We start from the raw sequence: 24,036 nt of genomic DNA, 5'->3' as shown, positions 1-24,036 counted from the left end.
CGACATATTTCCCGCGCACTGAACGGCGTTCGTCAAACCATGCCGGGAAATCCGTTCTGGCGCAGTGCCTCAAAGACGACAACAGCCACGGCATTGGACAGGTTGAGGCTGCGCGCGGCGGCGTGATCGATCATCGGAATGCGCACGACGCGCTCGGCATGAGCCTCGATCACGTCCCTGGGCAGACCTTTCGTCTCTTTTCCGAACACGAGAAAGTCGTTCGGCCCGTACGAGACATCCGTGTACCATCGACCGCCCTCCGTCTCCACATAGTGAAAGACGCCCTCGGGATAGTCCGCCCAAAGTTGTTCGAGGGAATCGTGATACCGGATGTCGAGCAAATGCCAGTAGTCGAGTCCGGCTCGCTTGAGCTGGCGATCGTCCGTGGAGAAGCCCAGCTTCCCAACGAGGTGAAGCGTGCAGCCCGTCACGGCGCAGGTGCGGGCGACATTCCCCGTGTTGGCTGGGATCTCAGGCTCGAACAGCACAATGTGCATGTCGAAACCTCCTCGCGGAATGTCCGCCCCTCAGTCTATCACGGACGTCCGGTTCGGCCAACGAGCATTCGCTACGAGCGCCGGATATGGATCCGATCCGGCAAGTGGACCCAGGCGTACCGCGTCTGAGGTGTCCACGCGGGGCTGTCGGTGTAAATCCAAGGACGGTGATAACTGTCGATCGTATGGGCGTTCACAAGGGGCTCGCCCATCGCGTCGAAGTCCGTCACGATGGCGCTGTGGTGGTAAGTCCCCTCCCCATTCCAGTCGTAAAACAGGACGTCTCCAATTTTCAGCTCACCAGGATCCGACACGACCTTCGCGCCCAGCGCGTCGGTGAGCGCGAGATACAAGGCGTGCGCCGTGCTCCAGCTGTAACTCCAGTTCGGCTTCTGCCCAAACTGAAACCACCAACCGGCGGCGCGATTCGGCTCGCCCCACATAGAGATTCCGCCGGCATACAAACACTGGGACACAAAGTTCGTGCAGTCATCCGAGAACCTCGGAAAGCGCGGGTTCGTTCCATCCCACCAAGCGTCGGCGTAGCGGACGGCGCGCATGCGGTCGTAAAGTCCGCTGCGCCAATCGGGATCGCGCGGAAAACGCGGCGGCACCGTCTCGGCGGGGACCGCGCGGACAGACGGGAGTTCATGGCCCATGGCGGACTCTCGTGCATGATCCAGACGCCACGCCCCACCCGCGCGCATCCACGTCATCTCGTGTCGGATCTGACAGCACTCCAAGCCTGGTACGCCGTTCTCCTGATAGGTGAAACAGACGCGCTCGGTCGCCCAGACCTCGGCTCTGGTTCGACTCGGATCCTCTTCAAGCCGCTCGATCCACACGTGGGTATGGACCCGAACCAGTCGTTTTCCGAGCTTTTCGTAGGTGCGCTGCTTTTGTTTCGCTTGATGAACCAGATGCGCCACCGCGCCAGAATCGAGGGTTTCGTCAACGCGCGCTGGCCTCACGCTGAGCCATAGACGCGCCCTGGTATCGAAGTAACCGCGCAGAGCATCCAGGCATGAAGACATGCGCCGTCACCTCACTCACCGTAAGGTATGACGAACGCGAGGCGTGGGTGACAGCCTAGATTCCCTCCATCTGCGCCCAGGCTGTGATATACTTCTCGGCAGGGCGCGTTTTGCACGTTGAAACGGAAGGGGCATCCTGCATGCCGCATACACCAAGTGGGCAGACCACCGTACGAGCTGTGGAACGGGCCCTCGACATTCTGTTGCTCTTCGCGCATTCGCCTCGAGCATGGAGTTTGAGCGAGATCGCACGCGCCACAGGATTGCACAAGAGCACGGTCCACCGCTTGCTGCTCGCTCTTCAGCAGAAGGGTTTCGTTCGCCGCGAACTGGAAACGGATCGCTATGTGCTTGGCTGGAGCTTATATGGCCTCGGAGCCAACGCGGCGCTGCACGATCGGTGGTCCGATGCGGCGAAGCCCGTCCTGCGCCGCCTGCGCGACGAGACGGATGAGACCGTCAGCCTGTACGTTCGCAACGGCCTCGAGCGAATTCGGATCTTGGCGGTCGAGAGCCTGCAGCCCATTCGAAACGTGGTGTCCATCGGCGAGCGTTACCCGCTCACCATAGGTGCCTCCGGCAAAGTCCTCCTCGCGTTCTCGAATCCTGCCGTGGTGGAGGAAGCCTGCCATCCGGATCGGCTCCCGAAAGGCGTGAAGCAAATGGACCTGCGCCAGCAGCTCGATGCGATTCGCCGCCAAGGCTATGCGCTCTCCAGGCAGGAGCGGGACGCGGGGGCCGCGGCCATTGCAGCGCCCGTTCTGAACAAGGACGGATCGTGCCTGTACGCGGTCGCGGTGTCCGGCCCCGTGGAGCGCATGACGGAAGACAGGATGAGGGACATGATCACGCCCTTGAAGCGGGCCGCCGAAGAACTGTCCGCGCGACTTTCGGAATAACCGCGACGGATGGACCAAGTCAACAGATCTGAGGTGACGGATATGGGAAAACCGACCATTATCGTGATGGAAGGCGATCAGACGGGACAGGAACTGTTGGAAGAGGCGCTGCGCGTGCTGTCGCCGGAAGTCACGGGCTACGACATTGAACTGCGCAAGTTCGATCTGAGCCTGGAGAACCGCCGCCGCACGCAGAACGCCGTGGTGCACGAGGCCGCAGAGGCCATGCGCGAGACGGGACTGGGGCTCAAAGCCGCGACCATCACGCCGGAAGAAAAGGGCGACGTGGGCAGTCCCAACGCCATTCTCCGCAAGGAAATCAATGGAACGGTGATTGTTCGAACGGGGCGCCGCATCCCGGGCATCGCGCCGCCGGTCGGCGTCTACTCGCCCATTTCGGTCATCCGCATGGCGGTGGACGACGCCTATGGGGCAAAGGAGTGGCGAGAACAGCTGGACAACGGCGATGAGGTGGCATACCGCACGGAGAAGATCTCTCGATCCGTGTGCCGCGGCGTCGCCAAGTACGCGTTTCAGCACGCGCGCCGCATGCACGCCAAGGTGTTTGGCGGTCCGAAGTACACGGTCAGCCCCGTGTATGAAGGGATGCTGAAAGAGGAGATGGACGCCGCCGCAAAGGAGTATCCCGACGTGCGCTACGAGCCTCAACTCATCGACGCGACGTACGCCCTCCTCTTGGCGCGCGCAGGAGAAGCGCTCGTGATTCCCGCACTGAACCGCGACGGCGACTGCTTGTCCGATCTCGTCCTGCAGATGTTCGGCACCATCGCCGGCTCCGAGTCGTTGCTTCTGTCGCTTGACGAGTCGTTTCAGCCCAAGGTCGTGATGGCCGAGGCTCCGCACGGCACCGCCCCGAACCTGTATCGAAAGAATATGGCCAACCCGATGGCCATGATCCTGGCGGGGGCCGCTCTCTTGAATTACATCCAAGACAAGGACGCCCACACGGTTTCGCGCGCCATCTACGAGGCCACGCTCGAAGCCATCGTTGACGGCATTCGCACGGCCGATCTCGGCGGCCACGCGACGACCACGGAGTTCACCGACGAAGTGATCCGGCGCGTTCGGACCAAGCTCGAGGTCTGGAGCACCTTCGGCGACGCCGTGTGACAACCTTGCAGGAGGGGCGCTGCCGCAACGCCGCCGGGCACCTGGCTCTGAACCCGAGCGGCGGCGCCTCTTCTGCCGGCGCCGCTTTGCCCCTCCCCGCTCATTCCTTCTCCGCCCTGGGCCATCGCCCGCCCTCATCGTTTCCGCGACGCATAGGCTTTGGCGGAGGGGAACCGCTGATGAAAAGCCAAAAGTCCAACATGCCAGATTGGGTCCAGCACGTGCTCACGCAACTGCTCTCGCCTCCTGCGTTTTTCTCCTCTCCCGTCTCTCCCGGGGCGCAGCCATCGGGCTCCCCGCGCCAACAGGCATCGGATGCGGCTTCACCTGCCGCCTCGCGTCCCGAACGTCCACCGCGCGAAGGGCACGAGACGGAATGGGCGCGACGAGGCGCCGACGATACGGTGCCGTCCCATTCGCAGAGCCAGGCACCGCCCATCCCACAAACGGTCGCGTCCAAGTACGATCTCGCCATTGAGCATCGGCGCCCGGACGGAAACATCGAGATTTGGACGGATATCAAGGGAGGGCGTTACGCCGCCAAGCGATCGTCCATCGCGCCGGATCACTGCCGCGCCATGTGCCAATGTCTCCGTCATGCCCAAGAGCAGGGTTTTACCAAATTTGCTCGCGTCATCGCGACGTCGTCCGGCGCTCCTTGCGTCCGGCATGGCGATTTCACGTACTACGTCACGGAATGGGTATGGGGGCAACCCGCCAACTTCGGCCTGCCCGAGCACGTCGCCCAAACGGCCTACACACTGGCGCAATTCCATGAGGCCACGCGCAACTTCCACACCGACTGGCAACCCGACGAGGCGGCGGACGACGTGTTTGGCCTGCTTCAGGCGCGATCGCGGGATTTGCGCCAGATGTGGCTGAGAGCAGATCGGAGAAAGGAAAAGGATGCGTTTGACCAACTTCTGCTGTCGATACGAGAGGATCTGCAGCGCGATGCGGCTGAAAGCCTGGCGCTGCTTGAGGATCGCGACGTGATCGCATACCTGGAGGCAGAGCGCGCCTCCGGCGGCTGGTGCCACCTGGACGTCATCCCGTCGAACTGCCTGTACACCGCGCAGCACCAGGTGGTGTTGATCGACTTCGAACTTGCGCGCCCCGCGCCGCGGGCACTCGATATGGCCCACCTGCTTCGCCGCAGTCTCGAGCGCGGCAACTGGGACGGGCACCTGGCCTACGCCTGTTTCCTGCACTTCGACGCGGTTCGCAGCATCTCCAAAGCGGAATACCGCGCAGTCGAGGCCATCCTGCGCTTCCCATATCTGCCGTGGCGGATCGCCCACGCGCGATACCACTTCGGCGCCGATCCGGCCCAACTCGACGCTCTTCAACGATACGCGACGCAGCACGAGCGACGCCAGGCGTTTCTCGCCAGCCTGCGGCAGCAGGTGGAACGCCTCGGGGAATGACGCCTCACACCACGGCTTGATCGCGCAGCACGCGCGCCTCGTGATCGAGCAACCACGACTTGAGGTCCACGGCATCTCCCGCGTATCCGACCATGCGCCCGTCGGCCCCCACGACGCGGTGACAGGGAATGAAAACGGGCAGCGGATTCGCGCGGTTCGCCTGCCCCACGGCGCGCACCGCCCGCGGGCGGCCGATGGCCATCGCGATATCGCGATAGGCCACGCACGCGCCGTAGGGAATCGAGCGAAGCGCGTCCCATACCGCCATTTGGAACGGGGTTCCACGAGGCAAGAGTGGCACCGTAAACGATCGGAGCTCGCCCGTGAAGTATAAATCTAGCTCCGCCGCGGCGCGCTCCGCCATCGTCAGCGCCGAGTCGTCCGCACACTCCCGCGCCTGGTGTTCGAGAGGCGGCGCCTCGAGCCTCGTCCATCCCGCCGCGACGACGCCCGCCGCCTCAGCGACCACCCACATCTCCCCCACCGGCGTCGCCACGGTCCACATGGCCCGATCCCGTCGTTCCACGTTCATCCGCCCCCTCGCGCATTTTGCTCGCAGCATTCGCGATGGCATCCTCGATCTCCTGCCGAACGTCCGCATTTTGTTCGCCAACCAGCGCGGCGTGAAGCTCGCGGAGCGCGTCCTCTCCGCCGATCTCGCCCAAGGCCCACGCGGCGCTTGCTCGCAGCTCCGGGCGATCGGATGCGAGATAGCGCGCGACGTGGGGCACGGCTTCCGGAAGCCGCAGGTTCCCGAGCGCCACAAGCGCGTTCCGCTGCAGCGTTCTCACCCCTCGCCAGGCCATGGCGGAACGGCCGTAGGCGCGCAAGAACTGGCGATTGGACATCTCCAGCAAACGGACGAGATCGGGATAGGCGGCTTCGGCATCAGGGGTGAACGCGGGATCCTCAGCGTGGGCACGATCTCGATTCAGCGGGCACACCTGCTGGCACACGTCGCAGCCCCACACGCGCCGACCGAGCGGTTTGCGATAAGCGCGAGGAATGATCCCCTTCATCTGCGTCACGTACGACAAGCAGGCGGTCGCCTTCAGTTCGCCCGGCGCGACGAAGGACTGCGTGGGGCACGCGCGCATGCAGAGATCGCAATCGCCGCAGTGCTTGCCGATGGCCGGGGGGAGGTGCAACGCGTCTTCGATCTCGACGTCGATGAGCAGCGCCCCGAGGAAGACGTACGATCCGTACCGTGGGCTGAACAGCATGCCGTTTTTGCCGATCCAACCAAGCCCACTTCGCTCCGCGACGCGGCGATCCACCAGGGGCGATGTGTCCACCGCCACGCGGTAGCGGATGTCGCGTCCCACGAGCTCCCCAATGCGTTGCGCCAAGGCCGTCAATCGCTCGGAAAACACGCGGTGATAATCTTCGCCATACACGTAACACGAGGTTTGGCCGCGGATCTCGGATCGCGGGTGTTCCCGCATCCGCCGCGCGCCCTCTGCAGTGAGATAAGGGAGCGCCGCCGTCAGGATGGACTTCGCCTCGGGCAACCAAAAGCGCGGGTCCATCCGCTCCGCCGCATTGGCCCACTCGAAGCCAGTGCGCCCGCGCGCCTCGTAGTCCGCGAGTGGGCGGGCGAGATCGTCAAACGGAGACGCGTCGGTCGCCGCGATTTCCGGAAGCCCCACCTCTTCCGCCAACGGCCGGATGTCCGCGAGCGTGAGCTTGTCGCGACCGTTCACCGCGGGATCGCGCTCCGCGCCAGCTCGTCGCATCGCTCGTTCCACTTCACGCCAGCGTGGCCCTTCACCTTCTCGAAGCGGACGCGGTGGCCGTCGATGGCCTCAAGCAGCTGCTCCCACAGATCGCGATTCTGAACCGGCTCGCCTTTGCTGTTGATCCATCCGTTCTTGCGCCAATTCACGTACCAACGCTGCTTGAAACAGTTGACCACGTAGGCCGAGTCGGAATGGACGATCACGTCGCACGGCCGCTTCAGGGCCTTGAGCCCCTCGATCACCGCCTTCAGCTCCATGCGCTGGTTCGTCGTCTCGCGCTCGCCGCCCGAGAGCTCCTTGATGTGCCCATTCCACTGCAGAATGGCCGCCCATCCGCCTGGCCCCGGGTTGCCTGAACACGCTCCATCCGTGTAGAGAATCACCGTCTCGTCGCTCATGGCCGTCCTCCTTCGCCCTCTCCGGCTCTCGTAAGGACCAGCATAGTCGACGAGGAGACGCGGCGCAATCGGCCGATCCGAAATCGCGGAGATGCTCCAGGCGTGGGGGAAGTTCGTCGATGAACTCGATCTCCCGCGGATAGCTGTGCGCGCCCCGCGAACCACAGATAGCCTCCCTCGTCCGTGCGGCCGAGATCGCCCGTCCGCAGCCAGTCCCCGACGAACTTCGCGGCGGTCTCCTCAGGGCGGTTCCAATAGCCGATGAACATCACCGGATCCGGACGGCGAACGGCGGTGACGATACGTGCTCGGGGTCTCGAAAGATCGGCCCTGATATCCATGATCCGATTCGCCTGTTCGCTGTCCGTGACCACGACTGTGGCGCCGCTATCCTGGAGCCGCTAGCGAAGCGCGTCCGTTCCGAACAGCGTGAACAGGGGTACCGCGATCGGCCCGATAGCGTAAGAGGCGAGGTGAGTCGCCGCGAGCTGGGGAAATTGCGGGAGAAGGATGACCACGCGTCCCCCGGTTGGAACCCCAAGGAACGGGCGCATCCGGGCTCACGAGATGCCTAATTTTTTCATCTTGTCATACAGCGTGGAGCGGTGGACACCCAATCGCTTGGCGGCTAATGACTTGTTGCCCCCCGACTCCCGCAAAGCCGCCTCGATGAGTTCCCGTTCGACCTGCATCATTCGCTCCCTTGCACCGGCTCCCGGCGATCCAGCTGCGGAACCGGGAACCGCGCCGCACGCAGGGCTTTGGGATGGGGTGATGGCGGGCGATCGAGAGGAGCGCTCTTGCAAGAGCTTGTGCAGATGAGGCGGAAAAGTCAGCGAGGCAAGCAAGATTCGTTCCAAATGGCGCTAAGCCGCCACTCCCAGGCAGCGGCGGCTTACACCCGATCCATCTCAAGCGCCCGAACATGTCGATTCTCACAACATGAATGTCGTGATTTTCATACAATCGGTGATCCTCCCGACATCTCGGGCTGCGCCTTTCAGGTCAGGATCCGCCACAGTGTGGCGCCCGACACCGCGAGCGAGATCACCGCCAAGGCACCGGCTGACACGGAGGCCACCGCGCCACTCTTCCGCCCCGCCCAGCGCATGAACGATAGCGTGTAAATGAAGATGCAAACGGGGATGATCATCGCGAACAGATACTTAAACATGTCGTACCCTCCTGGATTTTCGGCGAGATCGCTTCATCCAACCGCTGAGGAGAACGGCCACCGGGATGGCGAACACCACAATCCAGCCCCATTTCAGCAGATACGTGCCGTCAAATTCGATCACGTCCATCCAATTTTGGGGCCACATGCCGAGCGAGAACGACAGCAGCACGATGGCGGGCACCGCAGGTCTGTAGGTGGGCCAACTGAAGGCTTTCGACAGCAGGTAGGCCGAACCCCATATCGTGACGGCCATGCGGACCGTCGCAGCGGTCACCCACAGGAAGATGAAGACGCTCTCGAGCCTTTGAAAGAAGGGGCCCATGTGGATCATGCGGGCCAGACGGTACAGCGCAAACGATGTCTTTCCCGTTTCGGCCGCCGGGAACACCATGTGGTACGAGACGACGAGAAACACCAGCAACAGGGTCGACACGATAATGCTCACGGCGCCTATGCGGCGCATCTTGCGCGGGTTGTTCACGTGCGGAAAGATGATGGTCAACAGAAGCACGTTGGCAAAGATGGAGCTGTACTGCATGGCGCCCATGAGGACACGCATTGGACCCGTTCCCCACAAGGGCAGCAACAGATACGGACGCCACCAGTTCACGGTCATGAGACACACGCCGACAAGCCCCACGAGCAGAATGGGGAGGAAGATGAACGCGGTGCGACAGATGCCCTCGATACCGGCATACGCGATGTACCCCACCGCAAACATAAATACCGCCCCGACCAGCAAAAGCGGCGTGGATGGAAGAACGGTGCTCACCACGTTCTCCGTAAATTCCCGCATGACCGCGGCGGTGGAACACAGAAAGTACAGGGCGAAGACAAGCGCAATCAAAATCGCCCCAAAGCGCCCGAACACCTCCTTTGAGATCTCGACAATATCGAGGTTTTGAAAGTGTTTCCTCATGATCCATTCCACCAAATAGAACAGTGCCAGCGTCAAAGCGCCCGAGAAGATCGGCTCCATCCAGGCCGCCTCATACGCACTGAAGCTGATGTAGCGAGGATACGTGAGAAACGCGTTCGTGGCGACGAATATGATGAGCATGGCCGTCATTTCGGCCGCAGGTACCTTCGCGTCTCGCCTGCCGGATTGACTCATGGGTTGTCCCCTCCCTCGCCCGCTTGCTTTCGCGTGACGGCGGACCACGGCCTCGTCACGGGATTCTGACGCCAACTGCGCAATGTGTTGAGAAACGCCGGACGCTTGTTCATGCCCCAAATGGGCCCTCGCACGAGCACATCTCGAGCCGCGCCGCTGATGGGGGCAATCGGCGACAGGAACGGAACGCCGAACGATTTCAGCATGGAAAGCCGCACGACGTAGACGACGAACAGGATGGCGATCCCGTAAAACCCGAGCACGGCGCCCGCGATCAAGAAGGCGAATCGGAGAATTCGCACGGCCATGCTGAGCTCGTAGTTGGGAACTGTGAACGACGCAAGCGCCGTGGTCGCCACGACGATGACCAGCAGAGGACTGACGATCCCGGCCTGAACAGCCGACTGGCCGATGATCAATGCGCCTACAATACCCATGGTCGGTAAAAGAGTTAATGAATTTGCGTGTTATGAGGATAGATCGTGAGGTCAATACGGCCTTCATTCAGCCGAATTACAACTTCCCGAATCAACTTGTGTACGACCTCGACCTTTTGTTCCCAGGTCATGTCATCCGGGTGAGGAAATGAATCTCGAACCTCTGAGACTAAACCAGAATCCACAGTGAGAGCCACTTCATTTCTGCCTGCCTCAATTTCCTCAATCGCCTTTTGAACCTTTTCGATCTCTTCCGCCAGCGACTCCAGCCGTTCTCCTATCCGGTCACGGACTCTGGAGTTTTTGCTTTTGGATAGTTGATCCAACAGCGCTTCTTCTTCGGCCAGAAGTTCCGCGTGACGACCTTTAAGTACTTCGAGTTCAGGACTCCGGTCGTCACCTCGCTGCTGATGTTGAAGCATCTCGTTGTATTCGCGTATTTTGTCATCATCGAGAATCCAGCCCCTCACCACTTCCCACACTGGCTCATCAATCTTCTCGATCGGTAGAAATCGAGTGTCGCATTTCGGCTGATTGGTACCTTTCCTAGGACCAGGGTTCTTCATCGTGCAGACGTAATACATCACTCGTTTTCCACGGCGATTTTGAGAAACCCCATGCCACGTTTTTCCGCAATGTCCACATCGAATTAGACCACTTAACAAGAACATGAATTTTGCAGATCCGGGATTTCGACGCCGCGCGTTCACGAATCTCGCCTGAGCTTTTCTGAAGGTCTCCTCATCAATGATGATGGGGATCTCCATCTTAACCCATTCTTCTCTCGGACGAATGGAGCGGCGATAACGTTCATCCTTGTTAGCAATATAGCGATTGAGATGCACGCCGTGGGCGGCATGCTTGCGGATGTATGTGATGCCTGTGTAATAAGGCTCATATTGTAGAATCCGCCTTACCGTAGTTCGACTCCAAAGAAGCTTCCCTGCTCTTGGACTTGGTATCCCAAGTTCATAAAGTCGATTGCATATCGCCGTGACACCCATTTCAGCACCGAGTTTGAATATCAAGCGGACAACAGCGGCTTCCTCCTCATTGACGCGTACCTCTCCGCCCTCATAGTCATATCCGTAAATATCCGGCCAATGGGTCCAACCGCCTTGACGAGCTTTACGTATTTTACCTGTTTGTGTTCGCCTAGCGATCATGGCTTTTTCGAATTGAGCAATTGCGCCGCGCATCGAATAAAACAGTTCGCCTTCTGGCGTGGCTTCGCGATTGAAGTCAGTAAAGACTAACTTCACGCCTCGCCGTTCGATTTGCTCAGTCAAAATGAGAAGATTGGATAACTGGCGCGATAACCGATCTGGATCAGTGCATATGAAGAATTTGATAGACTTATCGTTTTGAATCGCAGAAATTGCATCAAGAAGAGCTGGACGGGTTGCGATCTCACCACTCACACCAGCGTCGTCAAAATATAAGATCTCGCTTGCGCCGAGTTCCTGAGCCTTCTTAGCACACTTCTCCTTCTGTGCATCCAAACTGTAGCCCATCGTTTGTTCTTCTGTACTTACTCGTGTGTAAACAACAGCTTTCAATGATGATCTGCCCTCCATTTCTCAGTGTGTCACTTCATTATCGTACCCGAGAAATAAAAGGGCCAACCAGCATCAAATAAAGGCTTTTCGTTAATGTAGTGGCGATATTGGTCGCTCTTGCCCGTTTCGTGGCCCGCGCTTCCGATACGGTTCGCCCGAGCGCCTGATCGAGACGGCCATCCCCTGGCTACTCCGATTCACCGCCCGCCTGCGTCAACACCACTTGGAGCGTCTTGAGCGAAAGCGCATCTGATATACGAACACACGTTTGCATTTCAGGTCCGACCACGGTATGATTCTCTCAAAAGTCACTCTTCTTTTGGGAGGGAACGTCATGCCCAAAAAGAAGCCGACCATGGTAGTTGAAGACCCCGAACCTCGCATCAACGGTTTCACCGAAGCGGAGTGGCACGAGATCTCCGTTCTCATCGGCGAAGCGATTGAAGCGGAGATCCCGATTCGGATCACCCTCAAGAGCAAGCTTGGAGACAAGGTGCTCGAAGGCGTGCCGTTCGTGAAGGATTCGAGGTTGTATCTGCGTTCAGCGGAAGGATCCTCCGTCCAGGTTCCGCTTGAGCGGATGGCCAAGGTTGAGGAAGCCGTGCGATATTGAAAGGCCCGCACTCGCCGCGGGCCTCAGCTCACCTTACTCTTCGTCTTCAACTCCTCCAAGCACGTCCCGCAGACGGCTCGCTCGTGAAAGACCTTCTCGGCTTTCTCGCCGCAGAACACGCATTTGGGCTCGTACTTGCTCAGAACGACGGTGTCGCCTTCCACGTAGATCTCGATCGAATCATCTTGTCCAATGGCCAAGTCCTTCCTCAGGCGTTTCGGGATCACGAGCCGCCCGAGATGATCCACCTTCCGCACGTAACCTGTCACAAGCATCCGAATTCTCCTCCTCAATATCGCCGCCTCATAATCATCCATCCTACACCTAACACGACAACTATGAGAAGCAATAGCGCAAACGGCAAATGCCGCGCCAGTTGCCAGCCGATGCCCCAGCCGAACCCGTGCACCACGGAGCGCCCGAACTCGTGGAGCAGGGGATGCGACGTCGAGTAAAAGTGTGAATGATACACAGAAAAATGCCGCATCATTCATCCCCTCGGTGTTAATCGACCTTGAGACCCTTGTCAAAGATCTCCTGCCGGAGTTCCTTTAGCCACTCCGTCTCGCTCCCATCCACCTCGAACAGCGCCTGGGCCGTGTATGGCGGGACGTAGATATCATCGGCTTCAAGGAGCACGTAGCGATCTGCCGCCGGCTTCTCCACCTTCGGGCGCGGATAGAAGTCCGTGCAACTCCGGCCGATCGGCGCGTTCTCGCCGGTCCGCTGGTAATACGCCGTGCACAGACCGCCGCGCTCGTCTTTCGTGAAGTAGCGGCAGCTCGCGCAGTGTCCCTCTTTCGCCTTCCGCAGCGCCGCATCGCCCCGCAACACGAACACGTCCGCGCGCTCCATCACAATGAGTGCCCGGTTGCGAATGAGCGACTGGATCAGCGTCCGGTCGTTGAAGATGTTCCACTCGATCGGCTCCTCGTCGCTCCACTCCATCTCCTCGTATTCCTCCGCCTCCTCTGGGTCTGCATAGGGCGGCGGTTGCGTGTTGTCGAGGATCAGCACTGGCCCGTACATGATCTTCGAGCGGACGCCCACCATCGTCATGTCGTGATGGAGGGGTTTGACGATCTCCAATCGCATGAGGGCCTTCGTGATCTCGTCGTCCGTGTCGAAGAACGGATAGTCCATGACATAGGTCAAGATCCCCACAGGACAGTGCGTTTCCGCCGCCTCGCGATCAAGGAACTTGACCATGTACTCCTTCGTGGGAACCTCGCCTTCACGAAGCGGCGTCCAGAACTTCGCCCGCCAAGCAGTGTCGAACGTGCCGTCCATGATCCGCTGCATCAGCGCATCCGCGTTAGGCTGTAATTGCTGCTCCATACGTGCCTTCCTCCCTTAACCGAGCAATGTGTTGTTCTACGCGACGTCGATAGGTTGGATTGACAATCCCGCCGAGAATGATCCGCGCGTACTCATCAGACGGCGCGATCTCATATGGCAGCGGATGCACCAGAACATATGTCTCCGCCTCTTCCCACTCACCGTTACACCGGACGAGCACCAGTAAACGGCGGTAGACGTACGGCGCGCCTTCGCGTCGATCAAGACGCTTGACCTCACGATCCGGAACCCACCACAACACCCCATGCACCGTGTGCCCGCGCGCTGGGACGATGTTCGCAACGCCGCCGTTGCGATGCGCCGAATACCCGTTGAACGCGAGCCGATGCCCGAACAAAATCGCGTCGTCATAGAGCATTTGGGCGGTGGGACAAGTCCGCTGGAAGTCACGCTCGTTCATGCAACTGCCATAGGCGAAGTAGATCATCCGCACCGCCCTCCTTTTGCCTTGATTGGAATCTCCATCTTGATTTGAGTCGAGTATACTTCCATCATCCTCTGCTGTCAACATGTGTTTGTTCTTGATAAAAGAGAGGAACCTCGCCTCGCACCCATAGACCCGTAGCGATACGACGCAGACGGTCGCTCCCGAGCGTATCGAGGAACTGGCGGAAGCGTCCTTCCGCTCCTTCGGCCAGCGCATCCGAGCTGTCACCCCGGAACAGCGCCGGAAGACGCTCAGCGCCGGGCATGTGTTTGCGCAGATACGCTGCCTGCATCATCGTGGCGTTCGCCAACTGGATCTGGCGTTGGATGATGATCGGGTCCAATGAGCCATTCGGGTATCGGAATTCCACCGTTGGGACGTTGTGCTCCACGAACTTGGCCGTGTTGATGATCTTGTATCGGTCTTCGTGCCAACGGTAACCAATCAACTTGCGCGAAGCCGACATCGCGGTGTCATTGCGGCGCAGTTGACGAAGGTCGCGCAGGCGCAGCGGTCCTGCGTAACGCAAACCGCGATGTACGGTGGCATAATGACGATCGCTCGCCGCCCCCATCTTGTAGTACTCGTTCCCGAACCAGTAGATGTAGCGGGCAAGCCGCTGCCAGCGGTAGCCTCGGTCATCGAGAATGGTATGGGCCATGTGAATGTGAAGTCCCGTACTCAAGTCCGTTTTGGCCCCCATGCGCTGGGCGATGTCCGTGATCTTCCGGATGGCCGCCCACGTCTCCGGAGTGTCCCGAAGCGGAGGTGAGACGACCTCGCATCCACTATGGAGGCTACCGTCATGCTTCACGACCCAACCCGTTCGCTCGCCTACTTGGTAACTGTAATATTGCTCGTCTCGTCTTGTGGACAATCCATAGCCGTAGAGTTCTCTCGCCAACTCATCTCCGTCGATATTCTCCATTTCCATCTCGACCCCGAAGGTCAATCCCGATCCATCAAGAACATTCTCCGTCTCGTACTCACCAAGTCCCTCAAGCGTCCGAGCTTGTTCCCGAAAGGCTTGCCACTTTGCATCATCCTGACTCATGTACACGCCGTCGTGCCGATGACGTTCGTGCCAAGCGTAGAGGGCTCGGTCACGCTCGTTGTCCCATGCAATTTCACCATCGGCAATGTGCGTGAGAATGGTTGGCGCAGCCGTCACGCGATTCGCGGTCTCCAACGTCATCTCTGCGCTCGACTGCGCTCGCATCGCCTCCGCCACACGCTGGCGCTCGGCTTCCGCCTGCTCGGCCATGCGTCGCTCTGCGGCAAATCGGTTGTAGCCCTCCATATGCCGGCACACCCGATGGCGGTGCTGATGATCCGGACACGAGCATGCGACGGCCACGGCGCCCGTGCGGTCAGTGGTCACGACGTACTCGCGGCCCGACTCGGAGTGCACCTGCACGGCGGCGTCCGCGAAGTGGTGGAACTCGAGCACCTCGTCCTGTTCACGCGTCCTGCTGAACTGGTCTGCGATCATGCCGCTGTACGTTGCAACGGTGGGCTGCCTGCGAATGCGAGCGAGAAACCGGGCCTTCGCGTTCGCAATGGCCATCTCGTTCACGCCGACCATTTCGTCGCGACGACGCGCCCACGACTGACGAATGCGCTCGGCAGTCTGCGCGGAGATCGCAGCAATGAACTCGGCCACGTGCTTAGCGCAGACAGGGCCGGTGCCGCGTGCGACGGACACAGGGTGCGTGAGACGTCTGCTGCAAACGGCGCAGGTGGTCATAAAAAAACCCCTCCTTCATGTAAGGGAGGGGTGGAAGGCAAATGGCGGATGTTTCGTCCCATCAGTTCGCAACAATCTGTCCATCAGGCAGGCGAATGAAGGATTGCAATTTGGCAAGCGCGTCGACGGTGGGGCGAAGCTTGATACGAACCCCTTTCTCTTCAAGATAGGCCGCAACAACCCAAGCATATGCGAGGGCTTCTGCCGCATGTTGTTTTGACCGCAGATGAGGAAAATCAAAGTATCCTCTGCCTCGGCCAGTGACCTGTGCAATAGGAAGTACATCCTTTGTTAAATTTGTCTGGAGTTTCACTTTGATTTCAACCCCGAGGTTTGAATACTCCCAAAGCGGCACCACTTCGCATTCTTGGATTCCAGGTTTTTCACGAAGCCAGGCGTCTATTTTTCGAAACAACTCGGTTGTGTTAAATTGGTATGAATCATACATCATTTAAGTTCACCCCCCTTGATGGGCCGTCGCCTGCTCATATACAGCAGGAATTTTAAAAACGAATGTCTAAATTAGCCTTCTGTATGAAGATGGACAGAATCTTTTTTTGGAAAAGAACATTGACGTCAACGGCCAATAATGAACTTCGAAATCGACCATCTAAAGTAAATGAACGGATTTCTTCAGTGGAATGGAACGTTTTCTTTGAAAAGTTGAACCAAAACGCTGATTCTCTTTTACACGTAGGATTTGATAAAGAAGGAACGCCGTTCTTCGTAAAGGCGAGGGAATCTGGAAATTACATTTACATTGAATGTTGTTCACCACATTTTAACTACGCACCAAGGGCTGTACGCGCTGATCTTCGTTATAACCAGGAAGATCAGCGTGCAGGGAGACTGTACATGATGCTTATTGATGTTCCCATTCAACACATCAGCAAAGGGTTTGGTAATGCCCTGATGCGTGGCATTCTTCGTTACGCACATATACAAGGCATAGACTTTCTCGAAGGAGAACAACATTGGGAAAACGAAGAACAGCGCCAGCGGCAAATATCGTATTACTCAAAATATGGATTTGATTTTATTCGTGACCCCGAGTTGCGTAAGACATACCTCCGTCTTGATCTCCGAAAAGGGATTGAGCCGACAGATTAGTTCGACCCGCGGTTGATGATACGGACATTGTGCCGCCGCTTCCTGCACATACAGGCATATCAGCCATGTGTAGGCGAGGACTTCCATCTCGTCCATACGTCTTGAGTTTCGCGGGCGTTCCAGTCTTCGCCGAGCTACGATCATGTGAAGACGTTCCGTAGGTTCGGGGCCATTATCAGGCATCAAGTCCACCACAAACTCTTTGTATGGCGTCTGTCGGAAACGGTGATACACGACTTTCCCTAGCACACACCACGAATCCGAAATAGGTTCGCGAGCTTCGATCCAAGCACTGAGGGTATCGAACACAATTTCTGGGTTGAACGGGATTTCAGGTGGCATGTGTGATATCACAAACAAAAAAAATCCCCCCTTCACATCAAGGAGGGGTGGAAGGCAAGAAGGGCATTCCATTTTACTAGATGGCATCCGTCTTTCTTACCCTATTCATCAGAACCGCATACATGATATACTCGTCAAAATCCCATAACCAACCGGCCGCCATCATGTCACTGAACGTCTCACGTTTCTCATGGAACCATCCCAAGAATCCCTTGCACCCGTTATAAACACCATGTTGGATAGCGTGGTTGATCGCGTCCAGTGTATTCACGCCATATCGAGATATGAAGTGATTCCGATATGGATGTTCAAAAGCATTGAACAGTTCACAAATCGCCAATAAATACCCGCCTGGTCGAACATTTTCATACAATCGGTCCAGCACCATTCGTGATGCAAGATCAGACAGGTACTGTATTTCTGTGTGAATTTTATGCACTGGATAGCGATGATCTCGCAACCAAACCCTACCGTTCTGCTCTTCGCTGAGCAAATAGGGTGCTACAAGTTGAGTAAACAAGGGAAGAATGATAACCGCATCGAACATTTCATCTACGCTTTGTACGGAACGACGAAATTTCTTTCGGGCTTGCTTGAACGCACGAAGAATCTCTTGCGTATCTCCCTGGGCAAATACTGCTTTGATGGATTCAAGCGTATCATTCCATCCCAAAATGTCCATTTGTATGATATTTGCTTTTTGAAGCAACATGGGTTCCCGGTCTTCAATTGCTCGACGTGTTGCTTCAGCGTCGATGTCGATGAATGTGACAACGACCTCATGCTCGTTGAACACGTGTAAATCGAGATCGTAGCAATTACCGGATCCGACGACTAAGATTCGCTTGATGTCAGAGAGACTTAATAGCTCGCGGATGTATTTGGCTAATATGGAACGGTGTTTTTCCCATCGTGTAAACGTTTCGGCATCTTCTACAAAGGATTTGTTCATGCGCTCATAGAATTCTTGCAGTCTCATCCGTTCTTCCTCGACTAGCTTTTGAACTTCTTCGACAACGCTTCGACATTCTCCAACTATCAAGCCATGGATGCACACGTTTCGCTGCTCAGTCGCCGAAAAAGGGATGATAGTATGATTCGACACGGGCATATGATTTCCTCCTCGTATGCTTCATCGTTTAGGGATGATCCAATGATTCGACATGTGCATGCTCACTCCTGAGTACGTCCCGGTTCACCCAAAGCGCTCGACAAACGTCGCCCAATCCATCGTCCCCACGTGGACGACTTCCCGGTGGAGAAGGCGCATCAACTTTGGGATGCGGCTCACCCGCCAGTTGTGGACATTGAACAGCCAGAGAAAAATCAGCCCCATCTGATCACGCCAGAACTGCACAGGCTCCTCGTGCTGCTGAAATCCGTCCCGCGCATACTCAATCCAGAGACTATACCCGCGCACCTCGCGGATGTCCGTTCGCCCGCTCTGCGCAAGCTTTCGGTAGGCCCTTTGCCGCTCCCGCATGAATTTTTTGGCGTCCATCCAGTACCACGGCCACCACGAGGATGGCGTGTGATGCAAGACCGCGACGCCATCCTCGACCGTCACGGTGTAATGCCGTGTCAGCCGCATGGATGCGCGTTGTTGCGCGATCGCTCCGCTCTCCTGCAACATCAAACCTCGATCACCTCGCCAGTCCGCCAAATCCACCACGTGCATCCAATGAGAATGAGCAACGTGATCCAGAATCCGTCTTTCGCGAAAGTCGTCATATACGCTTGCGCACGCGGATAGACCAGGCCGAACATCGACAAAACGATCCCGGCATAGATGAGACCGTTGCGTCGCCCGGCCAACGTCTTCGCCCGAAGCACGCGCCGCTTGTCCTCATCGCGCTCGATCTGATCTCGAAAGCGAAGCCACAACTGCGCGCGGTCGGCCTGATACCGAGTCGCCACCTCCGTCGCCTTGGCGAGCTGCACCATCTCTTCGATCTCCCACCGTGAGGCGGCGAGGACAAAAGCTTGCTCAGGTGTGATCCGCAGCCCGCGCCAGCTCTGCGTGATCAGTTGAAACTCGCGGCGCAGAATAGGGCTCCGTGCAATTCGCGCCACGTCCTCAAACGCCTCGTCCAGTCGATCCGTCGCTCGGAGGGTCGTAATGACGATGGGAATCGCCTCGCGTACAATCGACTGAAGAAAGCGGTACTTCTGCTTCTTGTATCGCGAGCGGATCCATGTCACCGTCCCTGCGATCGTGCCGCCGAGGCTCACCAGGACCCCGAACAACACTGACTTCTCTGCGAAACTCAGGAGAACAGAAAGGGCCACGAACGCGAACACTGCCATAGGCAGCAAGGCGGACATGCGAATGCCCGCCTCCTGCGCTTCGAACCTCAGGCGTTGCAATGCCTTAAACCGTTGGATCTTGGAGGACGTGTCTTGGTAGCGTTCGCGGATGGACGATAGCCACAGCGTCTCTTCGTGGGCGCGCCGCAAGTCAGCTTCAATGAAAAAGCAGAGCATCGCGAGCGCCATCAGGACACCGCTGAGTTGCCCCAACACGGCTTTGCCTCCTCCCTATCAGAGATACACGTACTGCACGTTGGGATGAGTCTGGATCGGGAGTTCAGCGATCGTGTGCCCCAGAAGGCGGGCTTCTTCGGCCATCTGCTCCGTGATGCCGTGGAATGCCCAGGTGTCCGTGCGCGGATCCCACTTCGCAATGACCACATACGGGATGCGCTGTTCCCGCGGCTCATACGGCAGCACTTCGGCGATTTCGACCACGCGCTTGCCGCCTTTCTCGGGAACCGAGCGCATGCTGATGATGTTGCGCACGCCCATCGTGATGAGATCCCCGACCATCGCCGGGGTGGGCCGAGACTCGTGGCTGGACAAAAGCGCCGCCATGCGCCGGATCGCCGCGCCAGCGTGCGCGAAGCCCGACACGTGCAACGTGGTGCCCGTCTGATACGTGACGGTCGCCGCGGCCTGAAAGAACTCCCAGATGACAGGCGTCGTGCGCACCTCACCGATATAGACGTTATCGAACATCATCCGCAGGGTGTTGACGATCTGCTGCGCCATCCGCACGGCGCCCCGGCCTTCCGCGTTCGGGGCGCGCTCATACAATCGGGCTGCCCAGGCGCAAAGCGGCTGGAGTTCCGGCATTTCTTCGATGATGCACGAAAGCCTGTCCCGCGGCACCAGCCCAAGCAGTGCGGCCATCAGTGTCGACTTTGAAGAGCCGGTACCGCCGACCACAACAAACGAGCGAGCCAGGCGCTGCATCCACTGGAAGAAGAGCAAGATCAGGTCGTCAAAGGTGTGAAGCGCATGCAGCTCCTCCAAGGTGAAGTTTCGGAGGGGCTTGCGGATGGTGACGATCAGGCAGTCCTTTTCGAGCCGCCTGCCGTCTTCGTCCTCGGGCAGCGTCCACCCCGCCGGGCCGCCGACCACGTGCATGCGGTATCCGTCCGGCAGGATGGCGTCGGTGGACGGGTTCGTCATATCAAAGCGGTAATTCGTCCCGGAGAGCTTCTTCTGCACGAAGGCGTAGACCTCTTCGTTCGTCATGAAGCCTTCCGTGGAGATATGCCGCTTCCCCGCCTTGGTGTAGAACGTGAAGTGGTCTCCATACACCTGGATGTCGGAGACCAGCGGATCGTCGATAAGATGCTGAATTTTCCCATACGAGTACATATCGTTCAGCGCCATCGTGATGACGTACTCGCGGTACTTGGGCGGGATGCCGACTTCACCCGCCACCTTGCCGAGATACGCATACGCCGCGCGGCGGGGCGGGAGATCCCGCCACCATTCCTGCCTCCGGCGAATGGTCTCCATGAGTTGCTTATGATACTGGTTGGCTTCCTCGTAGAAACCTTCCTGGTCTTCCCGCGGATCACCCTTGAGCATCTGTTCCATATGCTGCTGGATTTGTTCGATGTCTCGCACATTGACGGACATGCAAATCACCTCATTTGTGCTTGGGTTGGACTGCTTTGTGCTGCACCGATGGCGACGGCGTGGCGGGTGTCGATGAAGAAGTCGAGATGTGCGTGCTGCCCGGCATGACGGGTGCCGTCGGGTTGCTATTGGTCCCGGAGGTGGTATTGGACGACGATGCGGACGGCCCCGTGGATGTCGACGGCGCAGACGATGGAGATGACACGTTCGGCAGCGTCATGCCGCTCGGCAGAAAGACCACATGGGCGCTTCCCGACAGGATCGCCGCCGATACGGCGTCATACTCCGACATCGGGATGAAGAGATAGATCACCTTCGACGACGAGGACGAACCGCCCAGGGACGAGTTGTTGCTTGGCTGCGGCACCGACACCGACAGCACATACACCGGATAGAGCTGGGGCACTGCGCCCTGTCCCTGGGGCGTGACGGTGATCGCGATCGTCTGCCCCGGCTCCACCAAGTTCGCCAGCGCCGTATTCGCCGTGAAGTCCATCAGCACACCCTGCTCATGTTGTGCCGCAGTGTACTGATTGAGGAGGGCCTGCAGATCATTCGTCGTGGAGATCATGTTCGCACTGATCGGCTCGCCGGGCACTGTCGAGACCGACAGATAGTGTCCGACGAGTGCAGAGGGCGGATCAGTGATAAGCCCCGCCTGTTCCGCGAAGTGCCTGGGGACGCGCGTGGTGGTCAGTTCATCCGCCTGCACGGGAGTGTCCGCCGGGATAGCTGTGCTGGCAGTGAGGACCGGCACCGTCGCCGTGGTCAGACGATATCCCACGGCGAAAAGCGCACCTGCGGCCAACGCAAGGCCAACACCGGTCAACAAAAACGCGCTACGCTTCACGAGGTTTCGCCTCCTTTGAGGTGATCGAGAGCGTGTTCACAAGTTGATGGATCTTAGCGTTGGTCTTCCGGGAGCCAAGCGGCGTCAAACCCTGTTGTACCCGGCGATAGAGCGTGTCGTCTTCGTGGACGATGGCCGCAACCCGAAAGCCGATTTCCCGCTGTAAAAACGCGCCCACAGACACCGCTTTACGCGGGCGTTCCCGGACGCGGTTCAGCACGAGATAGGCCGGGCGCTCACTCATTTGGAGAAAGGCGCGTAGACCCGTCCACGTCGTGCGGTCGGTCGTCGTGATCCCCAACACCACATCCGCCTCGCGCATGGCGATGACCGTGGAAACGAGGTGCCCGGCATGCGTGTCCACGATCAGAACGTCGGCGTACATCCCCACCAAGTGGATCAGCCGGGATACGCCGTCTTTGCTCAACCCAAGCGGTCGATCCCCTTTGGGAATAAGCCACCATCCCGCTGGGGTCCTGAGCATGTTTTGCTCCAACTCGGGCTCGGTGAGCGCATCCGGCAAAGTCTCATACCGATCCGCCGTGACCGTGCGCTCCAGGCGGAACAGATTGGCAAGATTCCCGTAAGGGTCGAGCTCCGCCACCACAATCCGCTTACCTTTCGCCACCAGCGCATTGGCGAGGAGGACAGCCGTGGTCGTCTTGCCGACTCCGCCCTTGACCCCCGTGATGCAAATCACCTTCGCCTTCCGCGTGATCGGCGTAGGCGGCGGCGCGAACGGCGCGGTTTCACGAAGTTCCGTATAGGAGCGTTTGCGCCGCCCCGCCACGAGCTTTTCGAGCGCGGTGGTTCCGCCACGTTCCTCGTCTGAGGCCGTGCGCTCCCAGTGCCGCACGTAATCGACGGCCGGCGGGTACGGTACCACGTCGTCATACCCCTGTTGCCGCAGTTCCTCAAACCGTTCCGGGCGCACGTTCTCGGCGGTGCAGTAGAGGACCGAGACCCCCAGCGTCTCTTTCACGCGCCGCACCGTCGCCGGATTCCACTCACCCAGAAACAAGGCGAGCTTGTACGCGGAGGACGCCTCCGGGATCTCGTCTTCCTTGGTGGCGATCTGCGAAGGGACGTTCTGCTTGTCCAGGTATCGGTGCAACCGCTCGCCGCGAATCGGGTCGTGGTCACATAGAAGCCACATGTTGGATCTCCCTCCACAACGTCTCGAACTTGACCCGCCACGCTGGATCGCGGCGTGTCAGCGGCGCCCCGACCAGCGCGCAGGTGGCTTGACGCATGTCCCACGGGAGGATGAGCGTCGGTCGAAATTCAGCCGGGAAAATCCACGGCACCCCGGTGTCTTCGTAGCCCACAAGCACCAACACGGTGGGGCGCGACGCCTGTTGCAAGGTGCGCATGGCGGCTTGCACGCGCGCCAAATCCGGTGTCACGCCGTACACCACGACTTCCGGCGTCACGTCGGACTCCTCGTGATCCACGCACACCAAGGCAGGCGACGGTTGCAGGCGTTTGACGTCGAGCCAGTGCTCGTAGATGCGGATATGGCGATTCCAGACGCGATACGGCGCGCGAGGGTCGGCGTAGATCACGCTCGACTCGACGGCACCCGCGAGGTTCCAGGCCAAAAAGCTTTTCGCGAATCCCGCAAACCCGACGATCTTCATGAGGCCGTCACCACGGGCGTCGGCTTCCCGTACAGAAATCCCTGGCCGAACCCGATCCCGAGTTCCCGTAGCCAACGCTCCTGCCCCGGCGTCTCCACGCGCTCCGCGATGATGGTGGCTTCAAGCTCTTCCGCCGCGCGCCGCAACAAGGGAAAAAAGTGCGCCATCTCGTTCGTCAGGGCGACTTTGATGTAATCCGGGCGCAGCGTGCCCCAGCGCGACAGCCCGTTAAAACCGGTGCCGAAATCATCGAGCGCCACCTCCAGCCCGCGCGCGCGAAACGGGGCCAAATACGCAGCAACCGCCTCCATATCGAGGCGGCTGCGCTCGGTGATCTCCAGCACGACGCCTGAGAGATCGTCGCATTCTGAAAACGGCAGGTGCTGTTTCGAGAGGAGCTCCGACGTCGCGTTGACGAAGATGCGAGTGCGCTCCGTCTTGGCGAGGCTTCGCGCTGTTTCGAGGATGTACCGGTCGAGATCCCCGAGGAGTCCCGCCTCCGCCATCAGGCCCAGCGTGTCTTTGGGGTGTGCCAATAGCAGTTCGTATCCATACAGTTCGTGTCCTGGAATGCGCACAATCGATTGCTTTCGCAGTGTCATGTGT

Annotated in this window: 27 protein-coding genes and 1 pseudogene; 5 read left to right on the top strand and 23 right to left on the bottom strand. The window is 58.9% G+C overall.

Features of this window, described 5'->3' with window-relative positions:
• Positions 1-32: 32 nt before the first annotated feature.
• Together J3481_RS05060 and J3481_RS05055 are read right to left on the bottom strand one after the other, a co-directional pair.
• Positions 33-497, bottom strand: a complete 465-nt coding sequence (locus tag J3481_RS05060; protein WP_206830183.1) for a tRNA (cytidine(34)-2'-O)-methyltransferase — start codon at positions 495-497, stop codon at positions 33-35.
• Between the two features lie 71 nt (positions 498-568).
• Positions 569-1,531: an amidase domain-containing protein gene (locus tag J3481_RS05055; protein WP_206830182.1), complete on the bottom strand. Its 963-nt coding sequence runs from the start codon at positions 1,529-1,531 to the stop codon at positions 569-571.
• A gap of 140 nt (positions 1,532-1,671) precedes the next feature.
• On the opposite strand from J3481_RS05055, the gene J3481_RS05050 reads away from it, so the two are divergent.
• The 3 genes from J3481_RS05050 (at position 1,672) to J3481_RS05040 (ending at position 4,988) form a co-directional block, all read left to right on the top strand.
• Positions 1,672-2,430 carry an IclR family transcriptional regulator gene (locus tag J3481_RS05050; protein WP_206830181.1) on the top strand — a complete coding sequence of 253 codons (759 nt, stop codon included), beginning with the start codon at positions 1,672-1,674 and terminating at the stop codon, positions 2,428-2,430.
• A gap of 42 nt (positions 2,431-2,472) precedes the next feature.
• Entirely contained in the window at positions 2,473-3,561 is a 1,089-nt protein-coding gene (locus J3481_RS05045) for an isocitrate/isopropylmalate family dehydrogenase (RefSeq protein WP_206830180.1), read from the top strand.
• A 179-nt stretch (positions 3,562-3,740) separates the two neighbouring features.
• Positions 3,741-4,988 (top strand): protein kinase family protein, encoded by a 1,248-nt coding sequence (locus J3481_RS05040; protein ID WP_206830179.1) that lies wholly within the window; start codon positions 3,741-3,743, stop codon positions 4,986-4,988.
• 4 nt (positions 4,989-4,992) lie between these two features.
• Here the strand turns inward: J3481_RS05040 and J3481_RS05035 are convergent, their stop codons facing one another.
• The 8 genes and pseudogenes from J3481_RS05035 to J3481_RS04995 all read right to left on the bottom strand — a co-directional run bounded on the left by J3481_RS05035 (position 4,993) and on the right by J3481_RS04995 (position 11,412).
• Entirely contained in the window at positions 4,993-5,514 is a 522-nt protein-coding gene (locus J3481_RS05035; RefSeq protein WP_328702006.1) for a methylated-DNA--[protein]-cysteine S-methyltransferase, read from the bottom strand.
• On the bottom strand, positions 5,447-6,724 hold the full coding sequence (gene queG, locus J3481_RS05030; protein WP_206830178.1) for a tRNA epoxyqueuosine(34) reductase QueG: 1,278 nt from the start codon (positions 6,722-6,724) through the stop codon (positions 5,447-5,449). Before queG ends, J3481_RS05035 begins: the two co-directional genes overlap by 68 nt.
• Entirely contained in the window at positions 6,688-7,125 is a 438-nt protein-coding gene (rnhA, locus tag J3481_RS05025; RefSeq protein WP_206830177.1) for a ribonuclease HI, read from the bottom strand. The genes queG and rnhA overlap by 37 nt, the downstream gene beginning before the upstream one ends.
• 560 nt (positions 7,126-7,685) lie before the next feature.
• Positions 7,686-7,817, bottom strand: a pseudogene (locus tag J3481_RS14645) (helix-turn-helix domain-containing protein); the annotation flags it as partial.
• A gap of 308 nt (positions 7,818-8,125) precedes the next feature.
• Positions 8,126-8,299, bottom strand: a complete 174-nt coding sequence (locus J3481_RS05010) for a hypothetical protein (RefSeq protein WP_206830176.1) — start codon at positions 8,297-8,299, stop codon at positions 8,126-8,128.
• Positions 8,292-9,416 carry a GerAB/ArcD/ProY family transporter gene (locus J3481_RS05005; protein ID WP_206830175.1) on the bottom strand — a complete coding sequence of 375 codons (1,125 nt, stop codon included), beginning with the start codon at positions 9,414-9,416 and terminating at the stop codon, positions 8,292-8,294. Before J3481_RS05005 ends, J3481_RS05010 begins: the two co-directional genes overlap by 8 nt.
• The gene (locus tag J3481_RS05000; protein WP_268884307.1) at positions 9,413-9,853 is read right to left on the bottom strand and encodes a spore germination protein; all 441 of its coding nucleotides are present in this window, start codon (positions 9,851-9,853) and stop codon (positions 9,413-9,415) included. Before J3481_RS05000 ends, J3481_RS05005 begins: the two co-directional genes overlap by 4 nt.
• A gap of 14 nt (positions 9,854-9,867) precedes the next feature.
• Positions 9,868-11,412, bottom strand: a complete 1,545-nt coding sequence (locus tag J3481_RS04995) for a recombinase family protein (RefSeq protein WP_206830174.1) — start codon at positions 11,410-11,412, stop codon at positions 9,868-9,870.
• Positions 11,413-11,746: 334 nt separating this feature from the next.
• On the opposite strand from J3481_RS04995, the gene J3481_RS04990 reads away from it, so the two are divergent.
• Positions 11,747-12,025, top strand: a complete 279-nt coding sequence (locus tag J3481_RS04990; protein ID WP_195867081.1) for a hypothetical protein — start codon at positions 11,747-11,749, stop codon at positions 12,023-12,025.
• 23 nt (positions 12,026-12,048) lie between these two features.
• Here J3481_RS04990 and J3481_RS04985 read toward each other — a convergent pair whose 3' ends face one another.
• The 5 genes from J3481_RS04985 to J3481_RS04965 form a co-directional block, all read right to left on the bottom strand.
• On the bottom strand, positions 12,049-12,300 hold the full coding sequence (locus J3481_RS04985; RefSeq protein ID WP_195867080.1) for an AbrB/MazE/SpoVT family DNA-binding domain-containing protein: 252 nt from the start codon (positions 12,298-12,300) through the stop codon (positions 12,049-12,051).
• A gap of 229 nt (positions 12,301-12,529) precedes the next feature.
• Positions 12,530-13,363: a hypothetical protein gene (locus J3481_RS04980; protein ID WP_206830173.1), complete on the bottom strand. Its 834-nt coding sequence runs from the start codon at positions 13,361-13,363 to the stop codon at positions 12,530-12,532.
• Entirely contained in the window at positions 13,341-13,811 is a 471-nt protein-coding gene (locus tag J3481_RS04975) for a gamma-glutamylcyclotransferase family protein (protein WP_206830172.1), read from the bottom strand. The genes J3481_RS04980 and J3481_RS04975 overlap by 23 nt, the downstream gene beginning before the upstream one ends.
• A 64-nt stretch (positions 13,812-13,875) precedes the next feature.
• Positions 13,876-15,558 (bottom strand): amidoligase family protein, encoded by a 1,683-nt coding sequence (locus tag J3481_RS04970; protein WP_206830171.1) that lies wholly within the window; start codon positions 15,556-15,558, stop codon positions 13,876-13,878.
• A gap of 61 nt (positions 15,559-15,619) precedes the next feature.
• Positions 15,620-16,009, bottom strand: a complete 390-nt coding sequence (locus J3481_RS04965; RefSeq protein WP_206830170.1) for a hypothetical protein — start codon at positions 16,007-16,009, stop codon at positions 15,620-15,622.
• Between the two features lie 62 nt (positions 16,010-16,071).
• On the opposite strand from J3481_RS04965, the gene J3481_RS04960 reads away from it, so the two are divergent.
• Positions 16,072-16,668, top strand: coding sequence for a hypothetical protein (locus J3481_RS04960; RefSeq protein ID WP_206830169.1), 597 nt, complete (start codon positions 16,072-16,074; stop codon positions 16,666-16,668).
• 418 nt (positions 16,669-17,086) lie between these two features.
• On the opposite strand, the gene J3481_RS04955 is transcribed toward J3481_RS04960, so the two are convergent.
• From J3481_RS04955 to J3481_RS04920, 8 genes are all read right to left on the bottom strand, one after another.
• The gene (locus J3481_RS04955) at positions 17,087-18,121 is read right to left on the bottom strand and encodes a hypothetical protein (protein WP_206830168.1); all 1,035 of its coding nucleotides are present in this window, start codon (positions 18,119-18,121) and stop codon (positions 17,087-17,089) included.
• 84 nt (positions 18,122-18,205) lie between these two features.
• Positions 18,206-18,643, bottom strand: a complete 438-nt coding sequence (locus tag J3481_RS04950; protein ID WP_236011236.1) for a hypothetical protein — start codon at positions 18,641-18,643, stop codon at positions 18,206-18,208.
• Positions 18,643-19,533 (bottom strand): type II secretion system F family protein, encoded by an 891-nt coding sequence (locus J3481_RS04945; RefSeq protein WP_206830166.1) that lies wholly within the window; start codon positions 19,531-19,533, stop codon positions 18,643-18,645. The genes J3481_RS04950 and J3481_RS04945 overlap by 1 nt, the downstream gene beginning before the upstream one ends.
• An 18-nt stretch (positions 19,534-19,551) precedes the next feature.
• Positions 19,552-20,940 (bottom strand): CpaF family protein, encoded by a 1,389-nt coding sequence (locus J3481_RS04940; RefSeq protein WP_206830165.1) that lies wholly within the window; start codon positions 20,938-20,940, stop codon positions 19,552-19,554.
• A 10-nt stretch (positions 20,941-20,950) separates the two neighbouring features.
• A complete protein-coding gene (locus J3481_RS04935; protein WP_206830164.1) occupies positions 20,951-21,790 on the bottom strand; it encodes an SAF domain-containing protein in 840 nt (279 codons plus the stop codon).
• Positions 21,780-22,946, bottom strand: coding sequence for a ParA family protein (locus J3481_RS04930; protein WP_206830163.1), 1,167 nt, complete (start codon positions 22,944-22,946; stop codon positions 21,780-21,782). The genes J3481_RS04935 and J3481_RS04930 overlap by 11 nt, the downstream gene beginning before the upstream one ends.
• Positions 22,930-23,430, bottom strand: coding sequence for a hypothetical protein (locus tag J3481_RS04925; RefSeq protein WP_206830162.1), 501 nt, complete (start codon positions 23,428-23,430; stop codon positions 22,930-22,932). The genes J3481_RS04930 and J3481_RS04925 overlap by 17 nt, the downstream gene beginning before the upstream one ends.
• Complete coding sequence (locus J3481_RS04920; protein ID WP_206830161.1) at positions 23,427-24,032, bottom strand: EAL domain-containing protein; 606 nt, start codon at positions 24,030-24,032, stop codon at positions 23,427-23,429. Before J3481_RS04920 ends, J3481_RS04925 begins: the two co-directional genes overlap by 4 nt.
• Between the last annotated feature and the right edge of the window lie 4 nt (positions 24,033-24,036).

This window comes from Alicyclobacillus fructus (assembly GCF_017329605.1).
In the GTDB taxonomy this organism is placed as follows: domain Bacteria; phylum Bacillota; class Bacilli; order Alicyclobacillales; family Alicyclobacillaceae; genus Alicyclobacillus; species Alicyclobacillus fructus.
This window is presented reverse-complemented; position numbering and strand designations above follow the sequence as displayed.

Excerpts from the sequence above, each read along its gene's own strand:
- J3481_RS05055 (WP_206830182.1), bottom strand. The coding sequence starts at position 1,531 with ATGTCTTCATGCCTGGATGCTCTGCGCGGTTACTTCGATACCAGGGCG.
- J3481_RS04930 (WP_206830163.1), bottom strand. The coding sequence starts at position 22,946 with ATGTGGCTTCTATGTGACCACGACCCGATTCGCGGCGAGCGGTTGCAC.
- J3481_RS04980 (WP_206830173.1), bottom strand. The coding sequence starts at position 13,363 with ATGGAGCAGCAATTACAGCCTAACGCGGATGCGCTGATGCAGCGGATC.
- J3481_RS04955 (WP_206830168.1), bottom strand. The coding sequence starts at position 18,121 with ATGCCCGTGTCGAATCATACTATCATCCCTTTTTCGGCGACTGAGCAG.
- J3481_RS05005 (WP_206830175.1), bottom strand. The coding sequence starts at position 9,416 with ATGAGTCAATCCGGCAGGCGAGACGCGAAGGTACCTGCGGCCGAAATG.
- J3481_RS05060 (WP_206830183.1), bottom strand. The coding sequence starts at position 497 with ATGCACATTGTGCTGTTCGAGCCTGAGATCCCAGCCAACACGGGGAAT.
- J3481_RS04985 (WP_195867080.1), bottom strand. The coding sequence starts at position 12,300 with ATGCTTGTGACAGGTTACGTGCGGAAGGTGGATCATCTCGGGCGGCTC.
- queG (WP_206830178.1), bottom strand. The coding sequence starts at position 6,724 with ATGCGACGAGCTGGCGCGGAGCGCGATCCCGCGGTGAACGGTCGCGAC.
- J3481_RS04970 (WP_206830171.1), bottom strand. The coding sequence starts at position 15,558 with ATGACCACCTGCGCCGTTTGCAGCAGACGTCTCACGCACCCTGTGTCC.
- rnhA (WP_206830177.1), bottom strand. The coding sequence starts at position 7,125 with ATGAGCGACGAGACGGTGATTCTCTACACGGATGGAGCGTGTTCAGGC.
- J3481_RS04920 (WP_206830161.1), bottom strand. The coding sequence starts at position 24,032 with ATGACACTGCGAAAGCAATCGATTGTGCGCATTCCAGGACACGAACTG.
- J3481_RS04940 (WP_206830165.1), bottom strand. The coding sequence starts at position 20,940 with ATGTCCGTCAATGTGCGAGACATCGAACAAATCCAGCAGCATATGGAA.
- J3481_RS04950 (WP_236011236.1), bottom strand. The coding sequence starts at position 18,643 with ATGTTGCAGGAGAGCGGAGCGATCGCGCAACAACGCGCATCCATGCGG.
- J3481_RS05000 (WP_268884307.1), bottom strand. The coding sequence starts at position 9,853 with ATGGGTATTGTAGGCGCATTGATCATCGGCCAGTCGGCTGTTCAGGCC.
- J3481_RS04990 (WP_195867081.1), top strand. The coding sequence starts at position 11,747 with ATGCCCAAAAAGAAGCCGACCATGGTAGTTGAAGACCCCGAACCTCGC.
- J3481_RS05050 (WP_206830181.1), top strand. The coding sequence starts at position 1,672 with ATGCCGCATACACCAAGTGGGCAGACCACCGTACGAGCTGTGGAACGG.
- J3481_RS05010 (WP_206830176.1), bottom strand. The coding sequence starts at position 8,299 with ATGTTTAAGTATCTGTTCGCGATGATCATCCCCGTTTGCATCTTCATT.
- J3481_RS04965 (WP_206830170.1), bottom strand. The coding sequence starts at position 16,009 with ATGATGTATGATTCATACCAATTTAACACAACCGAGTTGTTTCGAAAA.
- J3481_RS05045 (WP_206830180.1), top strand. The coding sequence starts at position 2,473 with ATGGGAAAACCGACCATTATCGTGATGGAAGGCGATCAGACGGGACAG.
- J3481_RS04925 (WP_206830162.1), bottom strand. The coding sequence starts at position 23,430 with ATGAAGATCGTCGGGTTTGCGGGATTCGCGAAAAGCTTTTTGGCCTGG.
- J3481_RS04960 (WP_206830169.1), top strand. The coding sequence starts at position 16,072 with ATGTCTAAATTAGCCTTCTGTATGAAGATGGACAGAATCTTTTTTTGG.
- J3481_RS04975 (WP_206830172.1), bottom strand. The coding sequence starts at position 13,811 with ATGATCTACTTCGCCTATGGCAGTTGCATGAACGAGCGTGACTTCCAG.
- J3481_RS05040 (WP_206830179.1), top strand. The coding sequence starts at position 3,741 with ATGAAAAGCCAAAAGTCCAACATGCCAGATTGGGTCCAGCACGTGCTC.